This is a genomic window from Sphingobium subterraneum (assembly GCF_014199435.1).
GTDB classification, from domain to species: Bacteria; Pseudomonadota; Alphaproteobacteria; order Sphingomonadales; family Sphingomonadaceae; genus Sphingobium; species Sphingobium subterraneum.
In genome coordinates this window covers 398,972-424,486 of record NZ_JACIJP010000001.1, presented here as the reverse complement: position 1 = coordinate 424,486, position 25,515 = coordinate 398,972, and the positions used below count along the sequence as shown (strand labels likewise).

The 25,515-nt window shown below is 64.4% G+C and carries 27 protein-coding genes and 1 other RNA gene; 20 read left to right on the top strand and 8 right to left on the bottom strand.

The annotated features are described in order from the left end of the window. The first annotated feature begins 50 nt into the window (after window positions 1-50). The 3 genes from FHS92_RS02095 (at window position 51) to FHS92_RS02085 (ending at window position 3,900) form a co-directional block, all read left to right on the top strand. Window positions 51-1,064 (top strand): polyprenyl synthetase family protein, encoded by a 1,014-nt coding sequence (locus FHS92_RS02095; protein WP_184077060.1) that lies wholly within the window; start codon window positions 51-53, stop codon window positions 1,062-1,064. Between the two features lie 30 nt (window positions 1,065-1,094). Beyond that, on the top strand, window positions 1,095-3,539 hold the full coding sequence (hrpB, locus tag FHS92_RS02090; protein WP_184077058.1) for an ATP-dependent helicase HrpB: 2,445 nt from the start codon (window positions 1,095-1,097) through the stop codon (window positions 3,537-3,539). Between the two features lie 82 nt (window positions 3,540-3,621). Then, entirely contained in the window at window positions 3,622-3,900 is a 279-nt protein-coding gene (locus FHS92_RS02085; RefSeq protein ID WP_184077056.1) for an ETC complex I subunit, read from the top strand. Window positions 3,901-3,922: 22 nt separating this feature from the next. On the opposite strand, the gene FHS92_RS02080 is transcribed toward FHS92_RS02085, so the two are convergent. Genes FHS92_RS02080 through FHS92_RS02065 form a run of 4 tightly spaced genes read right to left on the bottom strand, consistent with a single transcriptional unit; the run spans window position 3,923 to window position 6,580 of the window. Next, a complete protein-coding gene (locus tag FHS92_RS02080) occupies window positions 3,923-4,465 on the bottom strand; it encodes an NUDIX hydrolase (protein WP_184077054.1) in 543 nt (180 codons plus the stop codon). A gap of 10 nt (window positions 4,466-4,475) precedes the next feature. Continuing rightward, complete coding sequence (locus FHS92_RS02075) at window positions 4,476-5,165, bottom strand: TPM domain-containing protein (RefSeq protein ID WP_184077052.1); 690 nt, start codon at window positions 5,163-5,165, stop codon at window positions 4,476-4,478. Between the two features lies 1 nt (window position 5,166). Continuing rightward, window positions 5,167-5,964: a TPM domain-containing protein gene (locus FHS92_RS02070; protein WP_184077050.1), complete on the bottom strand. Its 798-nt coding sequence runs from the start codon at window positions 5,962-5,964 to the stop codon at window positions 5,167-5,169. Window positions 5,965-5,971: 7 nt separating this feature from the next. Further along, complete coding sequence (locus FHS92_RS02065; protein ID WP_184077048.1) at window positions 5,972-6,580, bottom strand: LemA family protein; 609 nt, start codon at window positions 6,578-6,580, stop codon at window positions 5,972-5,974. A gap of 126 nt (window positions 6,581-6,706) precedes the next feature. Here FHS92_RS02065 and mscL point away from each other — a divergent pair, with 126 nt between their 5' ends. The 17 genes from mscL to FHS92_RS01980 all read left to right on the top strand — a co-directional run bounded on the left by mscL (window position 6,707) and on the right by FHS92_RS01980 (window position 21,906). Beyond that, window positions 6,707-7,135 (top strand): large conductance mechanosensitive channel protein MscL, encoded by a 429-nt coding sequence (gene mscL, locus FHS92_RS02060; protein WP_221230852.1) that lies wholly within the window; start codon window positions 6,707-6,709, stop codon window positions 7,133-7,135. A 162-nt stretch (window positions 7,136-7,297) separates the two neighbouring features. Next, window positions 7,298-7,558: a hypothetical protein gene (locus FHS92_RS02055; RefSeq protein WP_184077046.1), complete on the top strand. Its 261-nt coding sequence runs from the start codon at window positions 7,298-7,300 to the stop codon at window positions 7,556-7,558. Window positions 7,559-7,624: 66 nt separating this feature from the next. After that, window positions 7,625-7,976, top strand: a transfer-messenger RNA (tmRNA) gene (ssrA, locus tag FHS92_RS02050). Window positions 7,977-8,239: 263 nt separating this feature from the next. Then, the gene (gene gspG, locus FHS92_RS02045) at window positions 8,240-8,722 is read left to right on the top strand and encodes a type II secretion system major pseudopilin GspG (protein WP_281377763.1); all 483 of its coding nucleotides are present in this window, start codon (window positions 8,240-8,242) and stop codon (window positions 8,720-8,722) included. Continuing rightward, the gene (locus FHS92_RS02040; protein WP_281377736.1) at window positions 8,688-9,332 is read left to right on the top strand and encodes a GspH/FimT family pseudopilin; all 645 of its coding nucleotides are present in this window, start codon (window positions 8,688-8,690) and stop codon (window positions 9,330-9,332) included. Before gspG ends, FHS92_RS02040 begins: the two co-directional genes overlap by 35 nt. Further along, window positions 9,325-9,705: a type II secretion system minor pseudopilin GspI gene (gene gspI / locus FHS92_RS02035; RefSeq protein ID WP_343056628.1), complete on the top strand. Its 381-nt coding sequence runs from the start codon at window positions 9,325-9,327 to the stop codon at window positions 9,703-9,705. Before FHS92_RS02040 ends, gspI begins: the two co-directional genes overlap by 8 nt. Beyond that, window positions 9,702-10,460: a type II secretion system minor pseudopilin GspJ gene (gene gspJ / locus FHS92_RS02030; protein WP_184077044.1), complete on the top strand. Its 759-nt coding sequence runs from the start codon at window positions 9,702-9,704 to the stop codon at window positions 10,458-10,460. Before gspI ends, gspJ begins: the two co-directional genes overlap by 4 nt. Next, a complete protein-coding gene (gene gspK / locus FHS92_RS02025; RefSeq protein ID WP_343056627.1) occupies window positions 10,453-11,448 on the top strand; it encodes a type II secretion system minor pseudopilin GspK in 996 nt (331 codons plus the stop codon). Before gspJ ends, gspK begins: the two co-directional genes overlap by 8 nt. A gap of 2 nt (window positions 11,449-11,450) precedes the next feature. Beyond that, complete coding sequence (gene gspL / locus FHS92_RS02020) at window positions 11,451-12,563, top strand: type II secretion system protein GspL (RefSeq protein ID WP_184077040.1); 1,113 nt, start codon at window positions 11,451-11,453, stop codon at window positions 12,561-12,563. Beyond that, on the top strand, window positions 12,560-13,060 hold the full coding sequence (gene gspM, locus FHS92_RS02015; RefSeq protein WP_184077038.1) for a type II secretion system protein GspM: 501 nt from the start codon (window positions 12,560-12,562) through the stop codon (window positions 13,058-13,060). Before gspL ends, gspM begins: the two co-directional genes overlap by 4 nt. Next, window positions 13,057-13,791 carry a type II secretion system protein N gene (gene gspN / locus FHS92_RS02010; RefSeq protein ID WP_246351740.1) on the top strand — a complete coding sequence of 245 codons (735 nt, stop codon included), beginning with the start codon at window positions 13,057-13,059 and terminating at the stop codon, window positions 13,789-13,791. Before gspM ends, gspN begins: the two co-directional genes overlap by 4 nt. Beyond that, entirely contained in the window at window positions 13,788-14,549 is a 762-nt protein-coding gene (locus FHS92_RS02005; RefSeq protein WP_425506219.1) for a prepilin peptidase, read from the top strand. Before gspN ends, FHS92_RS02005 begins: the two co-directional genes overlap by 4 nt. Before the next feature lie 222 nt (window positions 14,550-14,771). Further along, window positions 14,772-15,692, top strand: coding sequence for a type II secretion system protein N (locus FHS92_RS02000; RefSeq protein WP_246351738.1), 921 nt, complete (start codon window positions 14,772-14,774; stop codon window positions 15,690-15,692). An 8-nt stretch (window positions 15,693-15,700) separates the two neighbouring features. After that, window positions 15,701-17,884, top strand: a complete 2,184-nt coding sequence (gene gspD / locus FHS92_RS01995; RefSeq protein ID WP_425506217.1) for a type II secretion system secretin GspD — start codon at window positions 15,701-15,703, stop codon at window positions 17,882-17,884. Then, entirely contained in the window at window positions 17,881-19,653 is a 1,773-nt protein-coding gene (gene gspE / locus FHS92_RS01990; protein WP_246351736.1) for a type II secretion system ATPase GspE, read from the top strand. The genes gspD and gspE overlap by 4 nt, the downstream gene beginning before the upstream one ends. Next, entirely contained in the window at window positions 19,646-20,878 is a 1,233-nt protein-coding gene (gene gspF / locus FHS92_RS01985) for a type II secretion system inner membrane protein GspF (RefSeq protein WP_184077034.1), read from the top strand. The genes gspE and gspF overlap by 8 nt, the downstream gene beginning before the upstream one ends. 134 nt (window positions 20,879-21,012) lie before the next feature. Further along, window positions 21,013-21,906 (top strand): hypothetical protein, encoded by an 894-nt coding sequence (locus FHS92_RS01980; protein ID WP_184077032.1) that lies wholly within the window; start codon window positions 21,013-21,015, stop codon window positions 21,904-21,906. Between the two features lie 23 nt (window positions 21,907-21,929). Here FHS92_RS01980 and rfbB read toward each other — a convergent pair whose 3' ends face one another. From rfbB to rfbA, 4 genes are read right to left on the bottom strand one after another with little or no spacing between them, the layout of a single operon-like run. After that, window positions 21,930-23,000 (bottom strand): dTDP-glucose 4,6-dehydratase, encoded by a 1,071-nt coding sequence (gene rfbB, locus FHS92_RS01975; protein ID WP_184077030.1) that lies wholly within the window; start codon window positions 22,998-23,000, stop codon window positions 21,930-21,932. After that, a complete protein-coding gene (gene rfbD, locus FHS92_RS01970) occupies window positions 22,993-23,850 on the bottom strand; it encodes a dTDP-4-dehydrorhamnose reductase (protein ID WP_184077028.1) in 858 nt (285 codons plus the stop codon). The genes rfbB and rfbD overlap by 8 nt, the downstream gene beginning before the upstream one ends. Next, complete coding sequence (gene rfbC / locus FHS92_RS01965; RefSeq protein WP_184077026.1) at window positions 23,847-24,392, bottom strand: dTDP-4-dehydrorhamnose 3,5-epimerase; 546 nt, start codon at window positions 24,390-24,392, stop codon at window positions 23,847-23,849. Before rfbC ends, rfbD begins: the two co-directional genes overlap by 4 nt. Continuing rightward, a complete protein-coding gene (gene rfbA, locus FHS92_RS01960) occupies window positions 24,389-25,267 on the bottom strand; it encodes a glucose-1-phosphate thymidylyltransferase RfbA (protein ID WP_184077024.1) in 879 nt (292 codons plus the stop codon). The genes rfbC and rfbA overlap by 4 nt, the downstream gene beginning before the upstream one ends. Window positions 25,268-25,515: the final 248 nt, after the last annotated feature.

Here is a 25,515-nt window from a genome sequence, read left to right as displayed (position 1 = left end):
AAGCTATTCCGCTTGCGTTTGTCGCGCGGCATCGCCAAATCGGCCCCGTCATGACCGCCACCATCCACCGCATCGGGCGCGATACGCCGCCCTCCCTCGACCCGCTGATGACCCTCGTCGCGCAGGACATGAACAGTGTGAACGCCGTCATCCTCGACAGGATGCAATCGCGCATTCCGCTGATCCCGGAACTGGCGGGACATCTGATCGCTGGCGGTGGCAAACGGATGCGGCCGATGCTGACGCTGGCGTGTGGGCGCTTGCTGGAATATTCGGGCGTGCGGCACCATAAGCTGGCGGCGGCGGTCGAGTTTATTCACACCGCGACGTTGCTGCACGACGATGTCGTCGATGGGTCGGGGATGCGGCGCGGACGCAAGACGGCGAACATCATCTGGGGTAACAGCGCGAGCGTGCTCGTCGGCGATTTCCTGTTCAGCCGCAGTTTCGAACTGATGGTCGAGGATGGATCGCTCAAGGTACTCAAGATCCTGTCGCACGCGTCGGCGGTAATCGCGGAAGGCGAGGTTAACCAGCTGACCGCGCAGCGCCGCATCGACACGGACGAAGAACAGTATCTCGACATCATCGGCGCAAAAACGGCAGCCCTGTTCGCCGCCGCGTGCCGGATCGCGGCGGTTGTCGCGGAACGGAGCGAGGCGCAGGAACTGGCGCTGGACGCTTATGGACGGAACCTCGGTATCGCGTTCCAGCTTGTCGATGACGCCATCGATTATGCTTCGGACGGCGCGACGATGGGCAAGGACGTCGGCGACGATTTCCGCGACGGCAAGGTTACGCTGCCCGTCATCCTCGCCTATGCGCGCGGCAATGATGAGGAACGCAGGTTCTGGAAAGACGCGATCGCCGGGCACCGCACATCCGACGAAGACCTTGCTCACGCCAACACGCTGATCGCGCAGCGCGGCGCGATTGCCGATACGCTCGACCGCGCCCGCCATTATGGCCAGCGGGCGATCGATGCTCTTGGCCCGTTCGCCAACGGTGCCGCCAAGGACGCGCTGGTCGAGGCGGTCGAGTTCGCCATTGCGCGGGCTTATTGATCCCGGTTCTGTGAACGGGCAGGCGGCCTGATGTCGCTGCCCATCCATGCTGTCCTACCCGATTTGCTCGCCGTTTTGCGCGTGGGGAGTAACGCCGTGCTGGTCGCGCCACCGGGTGCGGGCAAAACTACGGCGGTCGCGCCTGCTCTGCTCAGCGAGCCGTGGTGCGATGGGCAGATCCTGCTGCTCTCTCCCCGCAGGTTGGCGGCGCGCGCCGCGGCGGAGCGCATGGCGGAACTGGCCGGCGAGGCGGTGGGGGGCACGATCGGCTATGCCACGCGGATGGATAGCCGACGGTCGGCGCACACACGCATTCTTGTCATTACGGAAGGCATTTTCCGCAACCGGATCCAGGACGACCCGGAATTGTCGGGGATTTCAGCTGTCCTGTTCGACGAGGTGCATGAGCGCAGCCTCGACAGCGACTTCGGGTTGGCGCTCGCTCTGGACGCGCAGGCGGCATTGCGACCCGATCTGCGTCTGGTGGCAATGTCGGCGACGCTCGACGGCGGGCGCTTTTCGGCCCTGATGCATGATGCGCCGGTGGTGGAAAGTGAGGGGCGCTCCTATCCGCTCGACCTGCGCCACATCGGACGGCGGGCCGAATCGCGGATTGAAGACGAGATGGCGGCCGCGATCCGCCGGGCAATGACCGACGAGGAGGAAGGCGACATCCTCGCCTTCCTGCCGGGAGTGGCGGAGATCGAACGGACCGCCGAACGGATCGAGGGCCTGCCCGGCGCGTTGGTGCACCGGCTGCACGGGTCGCTCGAGCCGGCAGCGCAGCGGGCCGCGATCCGTGCGGACACAGGCGGAAAACGCAAGGTCATCCTCGCCACAAGTATTGCGGAAACGAGCCTGACGATCGACGGCGTTCGCATCGTGATCGATAGCGGGCTCGCGCGGCGGCCGCGTTATGACCGGTCGGCCGGGCTGACGCGGCTGGTGACCGAGAAAGCGAGCCAGGCGGCTGCGACGCAGCGGGCGGGACGTGCTGCGCGGCAGGGGCCGGGCATCGCCTATCGGCTGTGGGAGGCGGCCGCAACGAGCGGCATGCCCCCGTTCGATCCGCCGGAGATCGTAGAAAGCGACCTCTCGTCGCTGCTGCTCGAGTGCGGGGAATGGGGTGTGAACGACCCGGCCACCCTGCGCTGGATCGATCCTCCGCCCTCTGCGGCGCTGGAGGAAGCGCGCGGGCGCTTGGGTGGTCTGGGTGCGCTGGACGGTGAGGGACGCATTACTGCCCATGGACGCGCAATTGCCCGCCTGCCGCTGGAACCCCGGATCGCGCATATGCTGGTGCGCGCGCACGAATGGGAACTTGGGGGGCTGGCGGCAGAAATCGCTGTCCTGCATGGCGAGCGGGGGCTGGGCGGACCGGACGTCGACCTGACCACGCGTTTGCGGCGCTGGCGGACGGAGCGCGGCGCGAGGGCGGAAGGTGCACGGCAACTGGCGCGGCGCTGGGCCGGACTGGTGGAGGCGAAGCCCACAGGCTCGTATGACGATGTAGATGTCGGGCGGTGCCTTGCGCTGGCCTTTCCGGACCGCGTGGCGAAGCGCCGCTCGACGGACGGCGCGGACTGGACCAGCGTTGGCGGACGTGGCTTCCGGCTCGATGCGGCAGGCGCACTGGCGCGAGAGGACTGGCTGGCTGTAGGTGAGGTGCAGGGTCGCGCCGCCGGCGCGCGCATCCTGTCCGCCGCGCCACTGACCGAAGCGGACGTGGTGGCGCTGTTCGCGGACCGCATTAAGGTGGAGCGGACGGTGCGCTATCGCGGCGACACCGGAGGGGTTGAGGCGCTGCGCCAGACGCGGCTGGGCGCGGTAGCGCTGAGTTCGGGCGGAGACGATGCCCCCGATCCGGCGATGATCGTCGCGGCGTTGGTGCAGGGGGTGCAGGAGAGTGGACTGAATCTCCTCCCGTGGTCTGCGCGCGCATCTGCGTTGCGGCAGCGGGCGGCCTTTGCGGGGCTGGATGCGCTCGGTGACACAGCCCTGCTTGCCGATCTTGACGAATGGCTGCCGCCGTTGCTGGCGGGGAAGCGGCGGCTGTCTGACATCGACGCGTCGGCGCTGTCCAACCTGCTCGACCTGCGGCTGGGTTGGGACGAGCGCAAACGGATCGACGCGCTTGCGCCGGAAAGCTTCACTTCACCCGCAGGGAGCCACCACGCGATCGATTATGCCGCTCCGGGTGGCCCGGAGGTTGATGTGCGGGTGCAGGCCCTGTTCGGTCTGGCGGAGCATCCGTGCATCGGGCAAGGGCGGATACCGTTGCGACTCAACCTCACTTCACCAGCCGGACGGCCGATCCAGACGACGAGCGACCTGCCCGGTTTCTGGCGCGGAAGCTGGGGCGAGGTGGCCAAGGAAATGCGCGGGCGCTATCCCCGCCATCCGTGGCCCGACGATCCGGCGGCGGCCAGCGCGACGCTCCGCACAAAGCGCGCCGATGCACGCCGCCCGGGCTGACGGCGTTCTTGACAGTTTAACGCTTTTTGGCGCAATGCCGACCCCGTCATTCCGTCCGGGTTCGGACATGCAGGAAACGGTCATGAGCGCCCATATCTATCAAATGCCCAAGAACGCGATGCAGTCCGGCAAGGCACGGGTGCAGACATGGGTGCTGGAATTCGAGCCGACCGAGGCGAAGCGCGCAGATCCGCTGATGGGCTGGGCTGGATCGGGCGACACGATGCAGCAGCTTCGGCTTACTTTCCCGTCGATCGACGCTGCGAAGGCCTATGCGGAGCGGGTAGGGATCGCCTATCATGTAACGCTGCCCGCGCCCAAAACGCTGAAAATTCAGGCGTATGCCGACAATTTCCGCTAAGATCGTCACGTAGCCCGGCCGTTCAGGCCGCGACCATCCCGGATCCCAGAGTGACCAGCAGCTTGACGTCGATAGCCAGTCCCTCCTCCCGGCGTTCCGCCACGAAAGCGGGGAGGGTGGCGAGCGGAACGCGGCGCACCGTGATGTTTTCCCCGGCAATGCCACCGCCGTCATGCACGCGGACCAGGCCTTCGGCGCGGAACAGGGTGAAGCTTTCCGAGACCATGCCCGGCGAGCTATGATAGTCGCCAAGGTCCGTCATGCGGGCCGCGCGATAGCCGGTTTCCTCCTCCAGCTCCCGCAGCGCGGCAGTGCTGGCGTCCTCTCCGGCGCTGTCGTCGCCGACCAGGCCTGCCGGCAGTTCCAGACATATGCGGTCCAGCGGCACCCGGAATTGTTCGACTAAGATGATGTGACGGCCGTCGTCGGCGTCCTCGATGGCCAGAATGACGGCCGCGCGAATGCCCCGGCTGCGCGAGACATATTCCCAAGGACCCTTGCGCTTGGCGGTGATATATTTTCCCGCCCACATGATTTCCTCTGTGGGAGTGGTGCTGTCGGTCATGGAGGTCCTGTTACAGTTCGATGAGGCCGTCGGGCAACTCATTGGGGTTGTCGGTGCCCGGCGGCAGATGCTCGGTGAGAATCGCGCCAATCGCTTCGACGGCCTGAATGATCCCCGTCGCAGGATCTCCTGCGCGCAAATGCCGGATCAACGCCGCCATGGCATCGCCCCAGCGTTCCGGCGCGACCTGCGCGGTGATCGCTTCATCCGCTACGATTTCGGCGCGGTGTTCGGCCAGCGAGAGATAGAGCAGAATGCCCGTGCGGCGCCGTGTGCGACCCTGCGCAGCAGCGCGGAAAATGGCGATCGCCTGCCGCCGGACCCGACGCTCTTTCGTGGCCGAGGGTGTGAGCGCCATACGCAGCGGCATCCACGCAAGAGCGTACCGCACAACCAGGAAAAGCGCGATGATAACGCCTAGCAGAACTGTGAGATGCGCGCGCAACGAAAGATGATGGTCCCACCCACCGAGCAGGGAATCGGCGGTAGCCGCAAATGCCAGCGGCCACGCGGCGACTGCCGCGAGGAAAAGGGCCATGGCCGCGACCGCATAATGCAGCCCGACGTCGTGATAGGCATCCGACCGGGGGGCAATGACGGTGACGATCTCGCCGTCGCTGCGACGTTCGGCTAGTCCCACCGCCGCCGCGATACGCGCGTGATCATCGGGTGAAAGGTCAAGCGTGTGCCGTTGCGCCATCTTACCAGCTCCCCGATGATCCGCCGCCGCCGAAGCTGCCACCACCACCACCACCAAAGCCGCCTCCTCCTCCGCCCCAGCCCCCGCCGCCGCTGCCCCAGCCGGACGAACGATCGCCGCCGCCGAGCATGGATCCCCACAGGACGACCGGCAGCGCGCTGTCGCCATAGCGGCGGCGTCCACGCCCCCGTCGGAAGAACATGGGCAGTACGAAGAACAGCAGGAACAGGATGAACACGAAAGGCACCCCGCCGGAGCCGGATTGGGCATTTTGCTGTTCGGCTGCTGCTGCTGCAGCCTGCCTGCGCGCTTCTTCGGGCGGCAGGGCAAGCAGGGTGGCGATTGACTGGGTTCCCGCGATAATGCCGCCGGGATAGTCGTTAGCCTTGAAATGCGGCACGATATCGTTGCGGATGATGCGGGAAGACAGGGCATCCGTCAGAATGCCTTCCAGACCGTAGCCCACCTCGATCCGGACCTCGCGTTCCTTGGGCGCGACAATCAGCAGCGCGCCGTCGTTCTTGTCCTTCGACCCAATGCCCCACGCCCGCCCCAGGCGATAGCCATAGTCCGAAATGTCATGATCCCCGAGGTCCGGGATCGTCGCCACGACCAGTTGTCGCCCGCTCTGCTGCTCCAGCGTCGCCAGCCGGGTCGTCAGTTGCGCTTCCTGCGCAGGATCGAGCAGGTTGGCAGCGTCAACTACCCGACCGGTGAGCTTAGGGAAACTCTGGGCGTGCAGCGGCCCAGCCAGCACGAAAGCGAGCCAACACAGCAGAACGAGGCCGAGGCGCTTCATGCGCGGATCACGTACCGAAATTGACCTTCGGTGCCACTTCCGCGCCCGGCGTCGCCGCCTGATAGGGGGCCATCACTTCCGCGCCGCGGATTTTCGCGCCAATCATGGTCGGGAAGGTGCGGACCTGCGTGTTATAGGCGCGAACCGCCTCGTTATAGTCGCGGATCGACACCGCAATCCGGTTTTCCGTTCCTTCCAGCTGAGACTGGAGGGTGAGGAAATTCTCGTTCGCCTTGAGGTTGGGATAAGCCTCAACCGTCGCGAGCAGGCGACCAAGCGACTGTGATAAGGCGCCCTGAGCCTGGGCAAATTGCGCGATCTTGGCCGGATCGCCCAGATCCGCAGCGTTTACCTGAACCGAGGTTGCCTTCGCCCGGGCTTCGGTCACGCCGCGCAGCGTGCTTTCTTCATGCGCCGCAGCGGCTTTTACCGTGGCGACAAGGTTGTCGACCAGATTGGCGCGCCGCTGAAAATTGGCCTGCACGTCACCCCATTTCGCCTTCACTTCCTCCTGCGCGGTCGGCACGCTGTTGATACCACAACTGGCAAGGGAAAGCGTCGCAAGGGCAAGGAGAAACGGACGCAGCCAGCGGTGCAACAAGGTCGGACGGTTCATGACGGCTCTCCCCGAAAGGCAATGCAAACGCGGACAAGGTAGGGGGTCGCGGGATCGTGCGCAACTGGACAAGGGTGGATCGCGCTGTATTTAATGGCGCGACTATCAATGTGGGGGGAGTATGAAATGGCCATTTTCAATGAATTTCGGGATTTCGTCGCGCGCGGAAATGTGATCGACCTGGCGGTCGGCGTCATCATCGGCGGTGCTTTCGGAACGATCACGACGTCGCTGACGCAGGATATCATCATGCCTTTCGTCGGGTGGCTGTTCGGCGGTGTCGATTTTTCCAGCCACTTTGTGCGACTGGGCGCGGTGCCAGATGGTTTCAAGGGATCGGTTACGAGCTATACGGACCTGAAAGCTGCTGGCGTGCCGATGCTGGGCTGGGGACAGTTTATCACTGTTGCGATCAATTTCCTGATCCTGGCCTTCGTTATTTTCCTGATCGTGCGGGCGGTGAACCGCATGCTGCCGAAGGAAGCACCAGCACCGGCTGCCACGCCTGAAGATATCACGCTGCTGCGGGAAATTCGCGACTCGCTGCGCAAATAATGCGATCGATCCATCGCATAATGGCTCCAGGGCAGGAACAAATCCCGCCTCTTGCTGTTTGACGTTCATCCTGCCCCTCGTCGCGCACCTTCCCGCTTTGGTGCGCAGACGAGGGGTTTCAGGTGTAACACTGCCCCAGGGGCAATACAGGAGGCTGTTAGCGTGAAGAAATTTGCCATGATTATGGGCATCGCCGCCCTCATGAGTGTCGCCGCGTGCGATTCCAAGAAGGAAGATGCGATCGAGAATGCTGCCGACAACCAGGCGGACATGCTCGACAACCAGGCCAGCAATCTGGAAGACCAGGCCGATAACATGGTGGGCGCAGCCGCTGATCGTGTGGATAACGCCGCCGACGTCATCAAGAACAAGGCTGACGCCGTGCGCGACGCGGGCGATAATGCGGCCGACAAGGTCGATTAAACGACAGATTTGCTCCCAGGCAAAGGGCGTCGGGGTTACTCCCCGGCGCTTTTTTTATGCGTCACGGCCCTTCCTTTTGGGCAGTCGTGCGCCTATATCGGGAGTGTCGGCGCAAGCCGACTATGGTGATAAACGGTGGCGTGAAATAGACGCAGCGGACCCGGGGGCGGTACCCGGCGGCTCCACCACAGGCAGCGATACAGAAATGTGCCGATGTCCGTGACGGGGCCGAACTAGGATCGACGTGTGTTCAAAGACGACATTTTTGCCCGGGCTGAGTAACCCGTTCAAGGCTCAAAACCCAATAAGTGCCAACGATAACGAAGCACTTGCTCTTGCAGCGTAATTGAGGGGCGCAAGCCCTGACATTATCCTAATAGAACGCGGCTGAACCCGCCGGGCAACAGAAGGGAATTCAGCGGCCGCCGGGGGGCCGGGCAACAGAACCCCCGGCACTCCTCCTTGTTCGAAATCGGACCAGACCCTTGCGCGCGTTAACGCGGAAGCAACGGATGCGGGTTAGCTCGTTCCGATGGTCGGGCGGGCTTGCGCTGCCGCGCAGGAACGTCCACAAATGAGACAGTTCGCCGGTTGCGGCGGTTTGACGTTCGGGAGAAGAAAGTGGGCGACCTCAGTGCGGTGTTGCGGCGGGCGAAGCGCCAACTTGGCTCAGGCCGCCGTTTGGCCGTAAGGGTATCCCCTGCTCGCAAGCGCTCTGAGGACGGCTTCACCTCCTTCAGGCGTTCCGCCGAAGACGGCTTCACTCTGGTCGAACTGATGGTGGTCATCGTCATCATCGGGCTGCTGGCAACGATTGTGGCGATCAACGTCTTGCCCGCTTCCGACAAGGCGCGGGTTGAGAAGGCCAAGGCCGATATCGCAACAATCGAACAGGCGCTGGAACAGTATCGGCTCGACAACATAACCTACCCCGACGCGGTACAGGGTCTGCATGCGCTGATCGCGCCGCCGCCCGGGCTCGCCCAGCCGGAACGCTATCGCCGGGGCGGCTATATCCGCAAACTGCCGGACGATCCGTGGGGCCACGCCTATCTCTACGCGGTGCCGGGAAAATCCGGTCCGTTCGATATCATCTCGCTGGGGTCGGATGGCAAGCCGGGTGGTAAAGATGATGCGCAAGACATTGAATCGTCTGCGCTCTAGTCTTTTCGTGATTGGTGCGATGCGGCTCCCGGAGAGCAAGCGCATCGCCGCTGTTCCTCTCTGTTACACCGGCCGTGGCGCCCCGCGAGTGAGGCGTTCGCCGGACCACGGCTTCGCCCTCTTTAGGCGTTCTCCTGAAAGCGGCTTCACGCTGGTCGAACTGATGGTGGTAATCGCGGTCATTGGGCTGCTGTCGACGGCGGTGATGTTTGCGCTGCCCGATCCGCGCGGACGACTTGTGGAAGACGCCGACCGTTTCGCGGCCCGGGTGGCAGCCCTGCGCGACGCAGCGGTCGTTACGTCCCAGCCGATGGGGCTTTGGGTGTCGCCCAGCGGCTATGGTTTTGAGCGCAGGCTTGCCGGTCGGTGGGAAACGATCGATGAAAAGCCATTTCGCACAACCGATTGGAAGGAGCGCACCGTAGCACGGGCGGCGGTGCAATCGACAAGTGACGCGCGCGAGGACGGGCCCCAAGCTTCGGATCGGATCGTGCTGCATTTTGACAGTACCGGCCTGCCCAGTGACGCCGCGCGCGTGGTACTGCATCGGGAGGCCGAGCAGCTCGCGGTGCGCATCGACGCGGACGGCAGGGTGAAGGTCGGTGACTGAACGGCGCGGGGCGTCGCCCCAACACGGCTTTACCTTGATCGAAATGCTGGTGGCGCTGGCGGTGTTCGCGCTCGCGGCGCTGGCGCTGCTGCGTTTGCAGGCGGTGTCGCTACGCACCGCGAGCGAACTCGATGAACGCCAGATGGCGCAGATCGTCGCGCACAATCTGATGGTCGAGCGGCTGACCGATCCGGCACTCCCTCCGCTTGGGCAGCGGCAGGGCGACAGCCAGAATGGCGGACGGCGCTGGCACTGGACGGAATCGGTGAGCGCAGGTGGCGCGCCGGATGTGGTACGCGTCGACGTGGTGGTCGAGGCGCAGGGCAGTGGCAGCAGCCGCGCCACGCTCTCATTCCTGCGAGGGCAGCCATGACGCGTCGGTCTGTCGGATACGGATTTACTCCCCCGCGACGTTCCGTCGTAAATGGCTTTACGCTGATCGAACTGATGGTCGCGTTGGTGATCTTCGCCATGCTGTCGTCGGCGGGCGTGTATCTGTTGCACGGCGCGGTATCGGCGCAGGGAGCAGTGCGGGAGCATCTGGACACGCAGGCTTCGCTTATCCGCACGCACAAGTTGATGGAGCAGGATCTCGCGCAGGCGGTCAGCCGGATCAGCCGAACGGAGACAGGGACGCTCGCTCCTGCATTCTACGGGCGCGGAGTGCAGGGGGATCTGCCCCTCATCGAGTTCGTGCGCGGGGGCTGGTCCAACCTCGACAACGCGCCGCGTCCGAATCTGCAGAAGATTGCCTACTGGTTTCGCGAAGAAGGCCCCGGCGGCCCACGGCTGGAACGACAGACGACAGGACAGGTCGATGGCGCGGTGCCGGGTGCGCCTGTCAATCTGATCGATCGTGTCAGCAAGCTGGATATCGCCTATCGCGACGAGACTGGCGCGTGGCTGCCCGACTGGCAGAATAAGGGCGCGAAGGACATGCCGACCGCCGTCCGCCTGATCGTAACACGCGACAAGGAACCGTCGCTGACGCTGTTGTTCGTTGTCGGGAATGGTGCGCAGCCCAAGCAAACCGAACCGATCATCCAGGTCCCAACCGGGCCGGTAACGGATGGTCCGACGCGCCAGACGCCGGTCGCGCCGCCGATGCCGGGGGTTCCCGGTGCCTGACCGCCGGACGACCCGTGCGCGCGAGCGGGGTGCCGCGCTGCTCACCGTGCTGTTGCTCGTTGCCATCATGGCGGTCATTGCGGCGGCGGCGATGGAGCGGCTGACCATCGCAACGCGTCTTTCGGCCAATGTGGTGGCGGGCGATCAAGCGCAGGCTACTGCCGACAGCGCCTCTGTCCTCGTTGCGCACCGCCTCGATGCTCTGATTGCTGACAATCCCACCCGGCTGACGTTGCAGAGCGGATGGATGGGCCGGGCCATGCCTATCGACATTGGCGCGGGCCAGGGCACAATCACACTGGTCGATGGAGGGAATTGCTTCAACCTCAACAGTCTGGTGGCTGGTTCGGATGAGAGTGACCTTTCCGTGCGGCCGGTGGGTGTCACGCAATTCCGGACGCTGATGCAGCTTCTGGGGGTCGACGCCCGGGCGGCGACGCGGATCGCCGCGGCCACAGCCGATTGGATCGACACAGACGACAAGCCGCAGGATGGCGGGGCGGAGGACGAGACCTATCAACGTGCCCCAAGCCCCTATCGCACCGCCAACCGCTTCATGGCGGACGAAAGCGAGCTGCGCGCGGTCGCGGGCGTGACACCCGCCGTTTTTGCGCTGCTGCGGCCTTGGATTTGCGCGCTGCCGACCAACGGATTGTCACCGATCAACATCAACACTTTGCTTCCCGAACAGGCGCCCCTGCTGGCGATGATGGTGCCGGGTCAGCTGTCTGTCGACGCCGCACGGCAGATGTTGGCGCAGCGGCCCATAGCGGGCTATGAGAGCCCTGCTGCATTCTGGCGGGTACCGGCGCTGGCGGGCTTGACTCCGCCCGCCGAGGTAGCCGAGCAGGTGCGGGTGGTGACGATGTGGTTCCGGGCGGAGGTTCAAGTGAACATGGGAGGGACTACCGCCGCGACAGACGCGCTTTATTATGCAAGGGTGACGCCGGTACGGCTGATCCGCCGAACGCGCGGTACAGGGGAATGAGCATGAGCGAGGGGGAAGCCTGCATTGCGGTATTGCCCAGCCGGGCGGACGATACGCCGGTGTGGCTGAAGGTCGCAGACGGGCGCATTTCTGCGCGGTCGACCGGCGCGACCCTTGCGTGGTACGACCGGGATGAGGACGCGCCCGTGACCCTGCTCGTCCTGCCACCCGGCGCGAGCTCGCTGCATCGCTTCAGCCTGCCCGATCTGCCGCACAAGCAGGGGAGCGCCGTCGCCCGTCGCATGGCGATGGAGGCAAGCATCGGTGGTCCGACATCTGTCCACGCTGTCGCCCTGTCCGGAGCCACGCCGGATGGCGAGCACGAAATCGCTGTCGTTTCGCGCGAGGATATGGCGCATTTTATCGCCTGGGGCCGCCAGCATGGGGTGGATGCCGATATCATCGTTCCCGCCGCCGCATTGCTGCCGGAGCCGGAGAAAGGCTTTGCCAGCGCCACGGTGGGCGGGCAGCAGGTGTTGCGCGGCGAAGGCCTGTGCCTGTCGGCGGACGAGAGTTTCGCAGCAGCGGTAGTTGGCGATGCCCAGGTCGAACGGACCAAGCCCGGCGCGATCGACTCAGCGATTGTCGCGGCATTGAGCGATCCATCGTGCAACCTGCGGTCGGGCGAATTCGCGAAGGTCGAAAGCTCCGCCCTGGATCCTCAGCAACTGGTCCGGATAGCGGTGTGGATCGGCTTCATCGCGCTGGGCGCTCTGCTTGTCAGCCTCGTCATGATCGCCAAACTCCACTGGGACAGTGCAAGTCTTGACGCGCGGAGCGTGGAAATAGCACGTTCCGTTCTGCCTGCTGCGTACGATTCGGCGCTGGTAGAAAACGAACTCGATGCCCGACTGGCCGCCACGGGCACAGGTAACGGTAGCTTCACCGGTCCGCTGTCGGCCCTTATGCAGGCCATGCAGCCGACCCCTTCGGTCAGCCTGACGCTGCTGGAGCGGCGCTCGGACGGGACGCTCCGCGCCAATCTCGCTTCCGCCAAGCCGGAAGACATCAATACGGTGCTGCTCGCCATCCAGACGGCGGGCTTTGTCATAACCGCGACATCCTCGGTCGATCCGACCGGCCGGGTGATTGCCGACATCACGGTGGCATCATGATCGACAGCCTGACCCTCTGGTGGAACCAGCGCGCGCCGCGCGAGCGGTGGTTGCTTTCCATCATGGGCGTGCTTCTCGCGGGGTTGATCTTGTGGCTGGGCGTTTATCGCCCGGTCAGTGCTGCGCTCGCCAGCGCCTATACGCAACATGACGAGGCGGTTGTCCGCTTCGGTGCGGTCGGGGCAAAAGTAAAGGCATTGCAGGCCGTGCGCGGAGGCGGTCCCGCACCAAGCCGCGCGCCGATCGCGCAGATCGTCGGCCAGAGTGCGGGCGAGGCCGGGTTTACGTTGGAACAGATCGCGCCCCAGGGTCCGGGCCGCCTGTCGCTCACCATCGCGACGGCGCGCCCTCCCGCCCTGTTCAGCTGGATTGCCCAGCTGGAACGCAAGGGCGTGGTGGTCGATACCATCCGCATCACACCATCGGGCGTGACCGGAACCGTCAGCGTGCAGGCCGTCTTCATGACGCCGGGTGCCGGGTCGGGAGCAGGAACATGAAGAGCCTGACGGGAAGCATGCGCATGTCGCGGCGTGGGCGGATCGGCCTTATCGTCGTTTTCGTACTCGCGCTGGTATTGCTGTTTCCGCTTCGGCTTGCCGTGATGCTGTCGGGCCTGGACGACCGCGGGGTGAGCGCGTCGCAGGTCAATGGCAGCGTGTGGGGCGGCATGTTCGGGGACCTGATGCTCGGCAATGTACGCATCGGTAACGTCTACGCGGCGTTGTCGCCGGTACAGTTGGTGGTGGCGCGCATCCGCATGGACATATGGCGCGAGAATGAAACGGCCGGATCGCTGAAAGGCGCGATGACCGTGGGGTTCAACGCGCGCGGGATCGACGATGTGACGGGCCGTGTTCCGGTCGGGCTGGCCTTCGCGCCCCTGCCGGTGAGCAATTTGGAAATGGAAAAGGTGACCGTCCACTTCGCCGCGGAAAGCTGCGCGAAGGCGGGGGGGCGGGTGCGCGCTCGCCTAGCGAGTTCGATCGCCGGGTTGAACCTGACGCAGGGGATGAGCGGGATCGCCCAGTGCGATGGGCAGGCTGTGCTGTTTCCGCTGGTGAGCCAGACCGGTCTTGAGCGTCTGTCGCTCCGTATCTGGCGTGACGGACGGACGAGCGCGCAGATGCTCGTTCGGTCCGGTGACGGCGTCAACGCTGCGGCTTTGGAAGCCATGGGCTTCCGGCGCTCGGGCGGCAATCATGTCCTGACCGTTTCCGGCGCATTGTGAACCCCATCCTGCTGGCCATGGCGGGTGCCGGGGCGGGAGCGATCCTCGGCAGTTTTTTTGCAACCTTGATCCTGCGCTGGCCGGAGGGACGGGCACTGGACGGCCGGTCCCGATGCGATGGATGCGGACGGGCGCTGGTGGCGTGGGAGCTGGTGCCGCTGGCGAGTACGCTTATGCAGGGGATGCGATGCCGGACGTGTCGTGCGCGGATCGATCCGCTGCATTTTCGGGTGGAACTTGCCTGCGCATGCATCGGGGGATTGGCGCTGGTGCTGTCGCCGTTACCCGCCGCGCTGGGCTGGGCGGTGCTGGGATGGATGCTGCTGACACTCGCCATTCTGGACGCGCGGCACTTCTGGCTGCCGGACAAGCTCACTCTGCCGCTTGCCGCGACGGGTCTTTGTGTCGCACCCTGGGTGACGGGGGTTCCATGGGAAGACGCAGGGATCGGCGCGGTCGCGGGCTATGGCAGCCTGATGCTGATTTCCCTCGGCTATCGCGCGCTGCGGGGACGCGAGGGGCTGGGCATGGGCGATGCCAAGCTGTTGGGCGCCATCGGCGCGTGGATGGGGTGGCAAGCGCTGCCTGTTGTCGTAACACTGGCGGCCTGTGCGGGGCTCGTCTGGGCGGGATGGTTCGCGCTTCGCCGAGGGGGCGTAACAGCGCACACGATGGTCCCGCTCGGGACTTTTCTTGCTGTCGCCGCGATTCCCGGCTGGCTGGCGAGCCAATGGCTGTTTGCGTTCCCGTCGCATTAAAGCCGCGTTAACGACGCATGGTAACGCCGCAACTGCTTTTGGGCGGCCATATCCACGGAGGGCACTAAACAGACGGTTGCACCCACTAAATGCGGTGGCGGGACCAGATGCGGAGAAGTGAACTCCGATCTGGTGAAAAGGGTTGTTGAAATTTCATGGTAAACGCGACAGGAAGGGTCATCCGCACGCAATATCTGTGCCATGGTGAGGGACCGTCTTAAAATGGGAATGGCTTCGGACGGACGGGAGCGCTTCAGTCTGTGGCGCAGGGCAGCGGGTTCCGCTGCCGCGCGGAAAAGAGGGGGTGATCTTGCCACTCTGGAATGGCTGCTGCTCGCTGTGGTCGCGGTACAGGCTGCACGTCTTCTGTGGGTGGTGGTGACGCCGGTGTCGCCGCTGCCGCAATGGCGCGCGGCGCAGGCGACACTAATGCCGACCGAGGCACGGATGGCGCTGTTCCGGGGATTTGATCCGTTCAATGCCCAGTCGGCCGCTGCAGGACCGGCGAACCAGACGGTGACCTCGCTCGCGCTGGTGCTGTATGGGGTTCGGGTGAACGAGGGGTCGGGGCAGGGCTCCGCCATCCTGGCCGGACCGGACGGCCAGCAACAAAGTTTCGCGATTGGTGACGAAGTGCTGCCGGGCGTCACGCTCAAGGCGGTGGCGTTTGATCATGTGACGATCGATCGGGGCGGTCGCGAGGAGACGGTCTTCCTCGACCAGTCGCGCCCGATCGACCCGGTGCAGGCTGGTCCTGTCGACCCCGGTGCTGCCGGAGCAACAGCGCCGGTGCCCGCAGGCACTGTCGCGCCATCTCCTGTGCGGCCGCCGCCGGTTGCGGGCGGCAATAGTCAGCCCACGATGTCGCGGGATGCGGAGATATTCCGCTCCTCCATCGGGTTCGGGATGCAGCAGAGTACCGGGCGGACGCGGGGAATAACCGTCAACGCCCAGGGGCCGGCTTTTGCCTCGTCCGGCCTGCGTGCCGGTGATGTCATCACCCGGATTAATGGGCGGGAAGTCGTCGCTGCGGATGATCTGGGCGCGCTTCAGCAGGCGATGGTGCCGGGCGCGCGGATTAACGTGACGGTCGACCGGGGCGGCAAGAGCGTGCCCGTGACGCTGGCGGTGCCCGGATCATGAGACTGCACATGATGAAATGGGGCAGTGCGCTCTGCCTGTGTCTTTCCACGGCCCTTCCGACCCTAGCGGTCGCGCAGCAGACCCTGAATGTGCGTGATGCGGATATCCGCGCGTTCATTCAGGACGCCGCGCGCGTGACCGGGCGGACGTTCATCATCGACAACCGGGTGCAGGGAAAGGTCTCGGTCGTGACCGACCGGCCGCTCAGCCGCTCGGAATATTTCGAGATCGTGCTGTCGACGCTGCGCGCCAACGGGCTGGTCGCGGTTCCGTCCTCCGGGGGTGCCTATCGCATTCAGCCAGCGGAAGGAGCCGCAGGACAACCCAGTTCCGTGGGTCGCTCGGCGAGCCGCAACCAGTTCGTGACCGAGGTGTTCCGCCTGCGGTCGATCGATGCGACGAGCGCCCTTGAAACCCTGCGGCCCCTTGTCAGCCGCGATGGATCGGTCACCGCCAACCGGGCGGGCAATAGTATCGTGGTCGCTGATTATGCCGACAACATCAGCCGTATCCGGCAGGTGTTGGCGCAGATCGACCGCGACACAGCGGCGACACAGGTGGTGCCGCTGCGCAATGCGGGTGCGCGGGAAGTCGCGACGTCTCTTCAGGCGCTCGTGGGTGGCGGGGGCGGGGCGGCCGATTCGGGCTCGTCCGCGACCGTCGTGGCGATCGACGCCAGTAACAGCATTGCCATTCGCGGGCAGCCGGGCACGGTGTCGCGCCTGGCCGCTATGGCGCGTGATCTCGACCGGCAGGCCGCATCCGGGACCGAAATCCGCGTCTACTGGCTCGAACATGCCGATGCGGAAAAACTGCTGCCCGTGCTGGAGCGGCTGGTCGGGCAGGCGGGCGCTTCGGTATCGTCGAGCGCCTCCCCGGCGGGCGGTGGTGCGGCAGCAGCGGCACCCAGCATTCCCGTCTCATCGGGCGGGGGCAGCGGGAGCATTTCGAACCGTGGACCGGCCATCGTCACCCGCTACGAGGGCGCAAACGCGATCATCGTTGCCGCCAATAGCGACGTGCAGCGCATGCTCGGCGAAACGATCCGCCAGATCGACACGCGGCGCGAACAGGTGCTGGTCGAGGCGATCATTGTCGAGATCAGCGACGCGGCCGCGCGCAAGCTGGGCGTGCAGTTCCTGTTGGGCAGCACCAACACGGGCTTTGCGGCAACCAATTACAGCAACGCCAATCCGAATATCCTGACGCTGGCGGGCGCCATCGCGGCGACCAAGCTCAACCAGACGACGACGACCGTCAACGGCACGACCACGGTCACGCAGGACTCCAGCCAGCTTGGCACCACCTTGCAGGACGCAGCGGTCAGCTCGCTGCTGACGGCGACGGGTGGGTTCGCGGGAGCGTCGACCGGCATCGGACGGAATGGAATCTTCGCAGCGATCATCAACGCCGTGCGCAGCGACACGGACAGCAACATCCTGTCCACGCCTTCCGTCATGACGCTCGACAACCAGAAAGCGAGCATCCTGGTCGGGCAGGAAGTGCCGGTCACGACCGGTGAGGCGCTGAGCCAGAATTTCGATAACAAGTTCCGCACCGTGCAGCGCCAGAATGTGGGTATCCAGCTGGAGGTGAAGCCCCAGATCAACACCGGCGGTGCGATCAAGCTATTCCTGCGTCAGGAAGTCAGCAGCATCGCCGGGCCGGTGTCCAACAATTCGAGCGACCTCATCATCAACAAGCGCGAGATCGAGACCACAGTCACGGTGGACGATGGCGAGATCCTGGCGCTCGGCGGCCTGCTCGATGACAATGAGCGCAAGACGATCGAGCGGATCCCGCTGCTGTCCGACATTCCGGGGCTGGGAGAATTGTTCAAGTCGCGCAGCCGCAGCCACACCAAGACCAACCTGATGGTCTTTATCCGCCCGACAATCCTGCGCAGCAAGGAAGACGCGCAGCGCCTCACCGCGCAGCGGTACGGCTATATTCGCGGACAGCAGTTGCTGAAGGATCCCGATTCCGAACCGGCGCTGGATCAGCTGGTTCGCGAATATATGGGCACCGTGCCACCCGGTTCCGAGCAGGTTCGTCCGGATGATCAGGTCGTGGGGGCGGTGGGTACGCCGGCAGCACCGGCAGCCGCGCCGCAGGTGCATGTGCCCAATGTCCGCAAGTCGACCACGGTCGTCCGCCCCGTCGAGGTGCCGCCGGGGAACAGCGCGCCATGACCGGCGGGTGCAGGGACGAGGATTTCGGCTTTGACGAGACGAAGCCGGAAGGTCTGATCGGCCAGAGTGGAGTTTCCGCCGCCGCTGCGCTGGCGCGGGCTGCGCGCCCGCAGGATTTTGATGATGTTTCCGCTCTTGCCCGCCCGGCCCCCCTGCCGCCCTCGTCGGAGCTGCTGGCAGCGCTTGCCCCCATCCAGGAAACGCCCACCAGCCCATCCGAACCAGTGTTGCCCTTGGCCCCGCTCCCTGGGCCGCGCCCTGCCGACATTCCCTACGCTTTCGCGCGCAAGCACGGCATTGTGGTGCTGGGGGAGGAGGGCGACGCACGGTTGCAGATCGCCATGCGCCAGACCGGCGACCGGCACGCGCTGGTCGAGGTCCGGCGGCACCTTGCCCGCGATTTCGATGTGCATATCGTCGAGGACGTGCAGTTCGACCGGCATCTGTCCGATCATTATGCGATGGACGGGAGCGCGGCGGCAATGGCGGGTGCGATGGAGGTGGGTGCGGATGAGCTTGACCTGATCGCAGGGGACTTGCCCAGCGCGGACGACCTGCTCGACAGCGCTGACGACGCCCCCGCCATCCGCCTTATCAACGGTATCATCGCCGAAGCCGCGCGGCAGGGGGTTTCGGACATCCACGTCGAACCGTATGAGACCGGGCTGGTCGTGCGCATGCGGATCGACGGCGTATTGCGTGAGACGCTGCGGATGCCGCCGCATGTCGCGCAGGTGCTGGTCAGCCGTATCAAGGTCATGGCGCGGCTCGATATTGCCGAGCGGCGCGTGCCGCAGGATGGGCGTATCGGCCTGACGCTCGGTGGCAAGCTGCTGGACGTGCGCGTCTCCACGCTGCCAAGCCGGGCAGGCGAGCGGGTGGTGCTGCGTATCCTCGACAAGGAGAATGCGGGCATCTCGTTGAACGGATTGGGGATGAGTGCGCTGGCCGATAAAGCCTTCCGCGACGCGCTCGGCGAGCCCAATGGCATCATCCTTGTTACCGGCCCGACCGGATCGGGCAAGACGACGACGCTTTACGCAGGGCTTCGTGAACTCAATGACGGCAGCCGCAATATTCTGACGGTCGAGGATCCTGTCGAATATGCGGTCGACGGCGTCGGCCAGACACAGGTCAATCCCAAGGTCGGGTTGACCTTCGCGGCCGGGCTGCGCGCCATTCTCCGCCAGGACCCCGATGTCGTGATGGTCGGCGAAATTCGGGACCACGAAACGGCAGAGATCGCTGTGCAGGCGTCCCTGACCGGCCATCTGGTGCTCTCGACGGTGCACACCAACGACGCGGTTGGCGCGATCACGCGGTTGCGCGACATGAAGGTCGAGCCGTTCCTGCTCGCATCGACCCTGCGCGCGGTGATCGCCCAGCGGCTTGTCCGGCGGTTGTGCCGGTCGTGCCGCACCGCGCATCCTGCTGACGACGCGACCAGTGCCTTGCTGGGATTGCCCGTGGGAACGCCCATCTACCGTGCGGTGGGATGTGCCGATTGCTCGCAGTCGGGATACAAGGGACGCATTGGGGTGTTCGAATGCGTACGCGTCGACGAGACCATCCGCCAGCTCATCCATGATGGTGGGGACGAAACGCTGATTGCGCGCCATGCTTTCGCCCACGCGCCCGATCTTGGCGAGGCGGTGCGCGAACTCGTGCGGTCGGGTGACACCACTGCGGAAGAGGCAATCCGCATTACCCGGCGCGAAAGCGAGCCCATGCTCGATGAGTTGATGGCTACGCAGGTCGACCATGCCTGAATTCGCTTATATCGCGATCGACGCCGAGGGCCGCGAACGCGAGGGGCAACTGCGGGGCAACAGCCTGGATGACGTCAAGGCTGCACTTGACGCCAAGCGGCTGTTCGTCGTGCGCATCGAGCAGCAGCAGGGAAGCCCCGAGCGTACTGCAGGTGTGCGGGCGCGGGCGCTGTTCTCGCTTTCCCGGACGCGGCTGTCGCCCAAGGAACTGACGTTGTTCACGCGGCAGCTCTCGACCCTCGCCGAAGTCAGCCCCCTCGAAGAAGCACTGCGCACGATCGCGCGGCAGAGCGAGCATGAACATGCCCGCGCGATCATCGGCACGGTCCACAGCGGCGTGATGGAAGGCCGCCGTCTGGCCGACGCGATGGCGTTCGACCCGCGCAGCTTCCCGCCGCTCTACCGCGCGATGGTCTCGGCGGGGGAAAACTCCGGGAGCCTGCCAACGATTCTCGCGCGGCTGTCCCTCCTCCTGGAACGGCAGGCGAAGATCCGGGCGAAGGTCATTACGGCCGTTGCCTATCCGTCGGTGCTGGCGGTTTTTGCCGTGCTGGTGGTGACGGCTCTGATGCTGTTCGTGGTGCCGAAGGTCGTCGAACAGTTCGATACCGTTGGCCAGACATTGCCGTTCCTGACGCGCTTCGTCATTGGGCTGTCGGACATACTCGTGCATGGCTGGTGGATCATCGCGGGCGTGCTGGTTGCCGCCGGGTTTGTTGCTCGTACCCTGCTGCGGCAGGACGGCCCGCGCACGCGCTTCGATGGATGGCTGCTGCGCCTGCCGATCCTGGGACGGCTGATCCGCGATCTTCACGCCGCGCGCATGGCTCGGACGCTCGCGACCATGGTGGCAAGCAAGCTGCCGCTGCTCGACGGGCTAACCCTGACGACGCAGACGGTCCACAACCGCGTGCTGCGCCGCGCGTCGCAGGACATCGTCGAGGCGATCCGGGGCGGCGGCAGTCTGTCGGCAGCATTGCGCCGTTCGGGCGTGTTTCCGCCATTGCTGGTCTATCTGTCGGCAAGTGGCGAATCGGCTGGGCGTCTCGATGAGATGCTGGAACGGGCGGCCGACACGCTGGAACAGGAATTTGATACCTTCACCACCACGGCATTGTCACTGCTTGAGCCGGTGATCATCATCGCCATGGGCGCGATCGTCGCCGTGGTAATCCTCGCGATTCTGCTGCCGATCCTGCAACTTCAAAGCCTGACGGGATTATGACCGTGTCGAAAATGGACCATCCGAATGCGGCGCCGACGGGACTTGAGATGTTCCAATATGGGGCAGGTGCTGATAGGCATCAGCATCAGGTGGGACGAATCGCAACCAACGCGCGAGCGCAGGGAGACCGGGACATGGCCTATCGCACTATGCTGCCGCCACCATATAACCCCTTTGCGCACCGCCATAATCCCGCCGACGGGCACGCCATGGACCGCCTGCGCAGCCACGTTTCTGGCAGCGACAACGCGCTGGTGGTGCGACCGATGGATATGCTGGCGGTGAGCGAGTTCGGCCGGGCCGAAATCTATCCGCGCGAGGTGCACCGTACCGCCGATGCGGACGCATTTGACCTCTCCATGCGGCGTACGCATTTTCGGCTGGGGGCGCTTGAGTTTTCGTTTGAGAGTGCCCGGCGGTTTTCTCGTGGCCGCACGTTGCAACCCTATGTGGAACGGCAGACGACGCGGCCGTCGCTGCTTGATCGCATGTTCGGGTTGGTTGGACTGGTGGCGACTCTCGTGTGTGTCGCGGTCGGATCGATTACGCTCTGGTCTATGAAGTCCAACGCCGATGTAAAGGCAAAGCCGGAGAACTGGTCGATTGTCGAAAATGCGTCGCAGGTACGCCAGCGTCCTGTTGCTGCTCCCGGCGTGGCCCCCATAGGCGTTGCGGCAGCGCCTGCCGAAAAGCCGAAACTTGCCTTTGCGCCGGTTCCGCTGGCCATGCCGTCCGAAAAGCGGAGCGTGGAGGACGCTCCGTCGCAGGCGCTTTCCCCCTCCGCCAGCCTGGAGATGGTCGACACCCCGCTCGACGGGCGGCCGCTCGATCAGATTCCTGCGGTGCGCGATGCGATCAAGCGCGCTCTCGCGACGGGCGATATGCAGCAATGGGATTACGGCACGCTGACCGGCTTTGTGGTGGTGGGACCGGCGCAAGTCGGCGCGGGCAATTGCCGGAGGGGATCGATCCTCGCGCGAAACGGCGGTTTCGTGGGTCGTACGCAAGCGTTCGAGCGCTGCGGATAAACTTCCGCGACGTTGCGCGGGGGTCAGGCCGCCTTGGCGTTGCGGTCGAGGATGGCGCGCCACCAGCCCTCATGGCCCAGATACCAGGCGAGTGTTTCGGCGAAACCTTCCGCGAAGGTGCGGCGGGGGGCATAGCCCAGCTCGCCACGTATCTTGGTCTCGTCGATGGCGTAACGGCGGTCGTGCCCCTGCCGATCGGTCACAAAGGTCTTGAGCGTGTCGGATGTCTTGCCCTGCGCGGCGGGCGCGTCGGGGAAGCGCGCCGCCAGCGACGGATCCGATACAAAGGCTGCGTCGACGGTCGCGCAGATCTGCTCAATGACAGTGAGGTTGGGCAGTTCCTGCCCGCCCCCGACATTGTAGGTCTCGCCGATCCGGCCGTTGAGGATGATCTTCTCAATCCCGAAGCAATGGTCCTCGACATGCAGCCAGTCGCGCACGTTCATGCCGTCACCGTAAATGGGCAAGGCGCGGCCATGGAGGCAGTTGAGAAGGAAGAGCGGTATCAACTTCTCGGGGAACTGGAACGGGCCATAGTTATTCGAGCAGTTGCTGGTCGTCGTTTCCAGCCCGTAAGTGTGGTGATAGGCGCGCACCAGATGATCCGACCCGGCCTTTGACGCCGAATAGGGCGAGTTGGGTGCGTAGGGCGTAGTTTCCGAAAAGGCGGGGTCATGCGGCCCGAGCGAGCCATAGACTTCGTCGGTCGAGACGTGGTGGAAGCGGTGCGGCTGACCGCTGCCGCTGTCGAGCCACACTTTCTTGGCCGCCTTCAGCAGACTGTGCGTGCCGATGATATTGGTGGTGACAAAGGCGTCCGGTCCGGTGATCGAGCGGTCGACATGGCTTTCCGCCGCGAAATGGACGACCGTGCTGATCGTCCGCTCGGTCAGCAGCCGCGTTACCAGCTCGGTGTCGCAAATATCTCCGACGACCAGATCGACCTGATCCAGACCATCTAGATTGGCTGGATTGCCCGCATAGGTCAGGCTGTCGAGCACGGTTACGCTGTCCTGCGGATGATGCTTGCGCCAATAATGCACGAAGTTTGCGCCGATGAAACCGGCGCCGCCGGTGACGAGCAGTTCAGCCATGGTGTTTGATCTCTTCCAGAACGAGACGAAGATTGGCCCGCCAATGCGGGGCGGGCAACCCGAGCACGCCGATGGTACGGGATTTGTCGAGCACAGAATAAGCCGGGCGGCGCGCGGGTGTGGGATAGTCGCTTGTGGCGATCGGGATGACCGGAACCGTGCGTTTGAGTAGCCCGAGCGCAAACGCCTCTTCCTGAATGGCGACGGCAAAGTCGTACCAGCTTGCCGCTCCGCTGTCGGTATAATGGAACAGGCCGCTCGCGCCCGCCGTGTGCAGTTGCCAGAGCGCGCCTGCGAGCGAGACGGCCGAGGTGGGTGTGCCGATCTGATCAGCGACAACGCGCACTTCGTCGCGCTCGGCCATCAAACGAAGCATGGTGCGCACGAAATTGGCGCCGGTGTTGCCATAGACCCAGGCGGTGCGGACGACGAGGGCATCGGTGCCCGCCGCCTGTTCTCCCGCCAGTTTGGACTGCCCGTAGATGCCAAGCGGGTTGACTGGCGCATCGACGGGGTAGGGGCTGCTGCTGCTCCCGTCGAACACGAAGTCGGTCGAGATGTGGACCAGCTTCGCGCCGACCGAACGGGCGGAATCGGCCAGATAACCCGGTGCGGCGCCGTTGATCCGCATTGCGCCATCAGCCTCGGTTTCGGCCTTGTCGACGGCGGTATAGGCGGCCGCGTTGAGGATGACGTCCGGGCGGAGCTCCGCGACCTGTTCCGCGACAGCCTCTGCATCACCGATATCGAGTTCCCCCGAACCCAGCGCGACAATGTCCGCGCCCGCCGGAGCAGTGGCTTGCAGCGCACGGCCGACCTGACCGTTTGCTCCGGTGATCAGCGCCTTCACGGAAAGGTCACCGCGTCGGCCAACGGCTTGCCGGCAATATCCTTGGCGGAGAGCTGCGGTGTAATGCCATCGAGGGGCCACTCAATACCGAGCGCCGGGTCGTTCCAGAGCAGGCTGTGTTCCTGCTGCGGGCGGTAAAAAGACGTACATTTGTAGAGGAAATCCGTGCCGTCTTCCAAGCACAGGAAGCCGTGCGCGAGGCCGGGCGGAACCCAGAACATGCGCTTGTTGGCCGCACTCAGTTCGACGCCCACCCACTGCCCGAAGGTCGGCGAAGACCGGCGGATGTCGACGGCAACATCGAACACCGCGCCATTTGCGACACGCACGAGCTTTCCCTGCGGATCGGGCTGCTGATAATGCAGCCCGCGCAGCACGCCCTTTGACGAGCGGCTGTGGTTGTCCTGCACAAAGCGGAGGTCCAGCCCCAGCGACGCAAAGGTTTCCGCGTTCCAGCTCTCGAGGAAGAAACCGCGGTCGTCGCCGAACACCTTGGGTTCGATGATGAAGACGTCGGCAATTTTCGTCGGAACGAGTTTCACTTGATCGTCCGTTTCAGAAGGTCGAGCAGATATTGGCCGTAGCCCGATTTTACCAGCGGGGCGGCAATCCGCTCCAGCTGTGCGTCGTCAATGAATCCCATGCGCCAGGCCAGTTCTTCCGGACAGCAGATTTTGAGGCCCTGCCGCTCTTCCGTGATGCGCACATAATTGGCTGCATCGAGCAGCGACGCGTGTGTTCCGGTATCGAGCCAGGCATAGCCGCGCCCCATGATCTCCACCGAAAGCTTTCCGGCTTCGAGATACATGCGATTGAGATCGGTGATTTCCAGTTCACCACGCGGAGATGGCTTGATCTGGTGGGCATAATCCACAGCATTGCCATCATAATAATAGAGGCCGGTGACCGCATAATGCGATTTGGGCTGAGCGGGCTTTTCCTCGATCGTTTCCGCGTTGCCGTTGGCGTCGAACGACACCACGCCATAAGCGGTGGCATCTTTTACATAATAACCAAAAACGGTCGCGCCATCGGTCCGGGCCGAAGCGCTGGTGAGCAAGTCAGTCAGGCCGTGGCCGTAGAATATATTGTCGCCCAGCACGAGCACGGATGGATCGGTGCCCACGAAATCCGCCCCGATGTGATAGGCCTGCGCCAGGCCGCCGGGATCGGGCTGAACGGCATAACTGATCGAAATACCCCAATCGTTTCCGTTGCCAAGGAGACGCTGGAACTGCTCCTGATCAGCCGGCGTAGTGATGATCAGGATATCGCGCACGCCGCTCATGATAAGGACCGACAGCGGATAATAGATCATCGGCTTGTCGAACACTGGCACCAGCTGCTTCGATACCGAACGGGTCAGGGGATAGAGCCGGGTACCGGAACCGCCCGCCAATATGATGCCTTTACGCATGAACCTGTCGAACCTTCCGTACGAATAATCAGCGCGCCTTGATACCGAGCATGATCCAGCGCGCAAGCACGATAACCACTTTTTTGCGACGCAGCATAGACCTCGCGTCCGATTTGCTCTGGTATCGCGGCCGCATGACGCTTTTTATGCGATTGGGCGTTCCTATATGGACCCAGACCGGTCATAATCGGTTTGTACATCATCCTGACGCATCGCCCGATGCATAAATAGGTAATAGACGAGAGTTC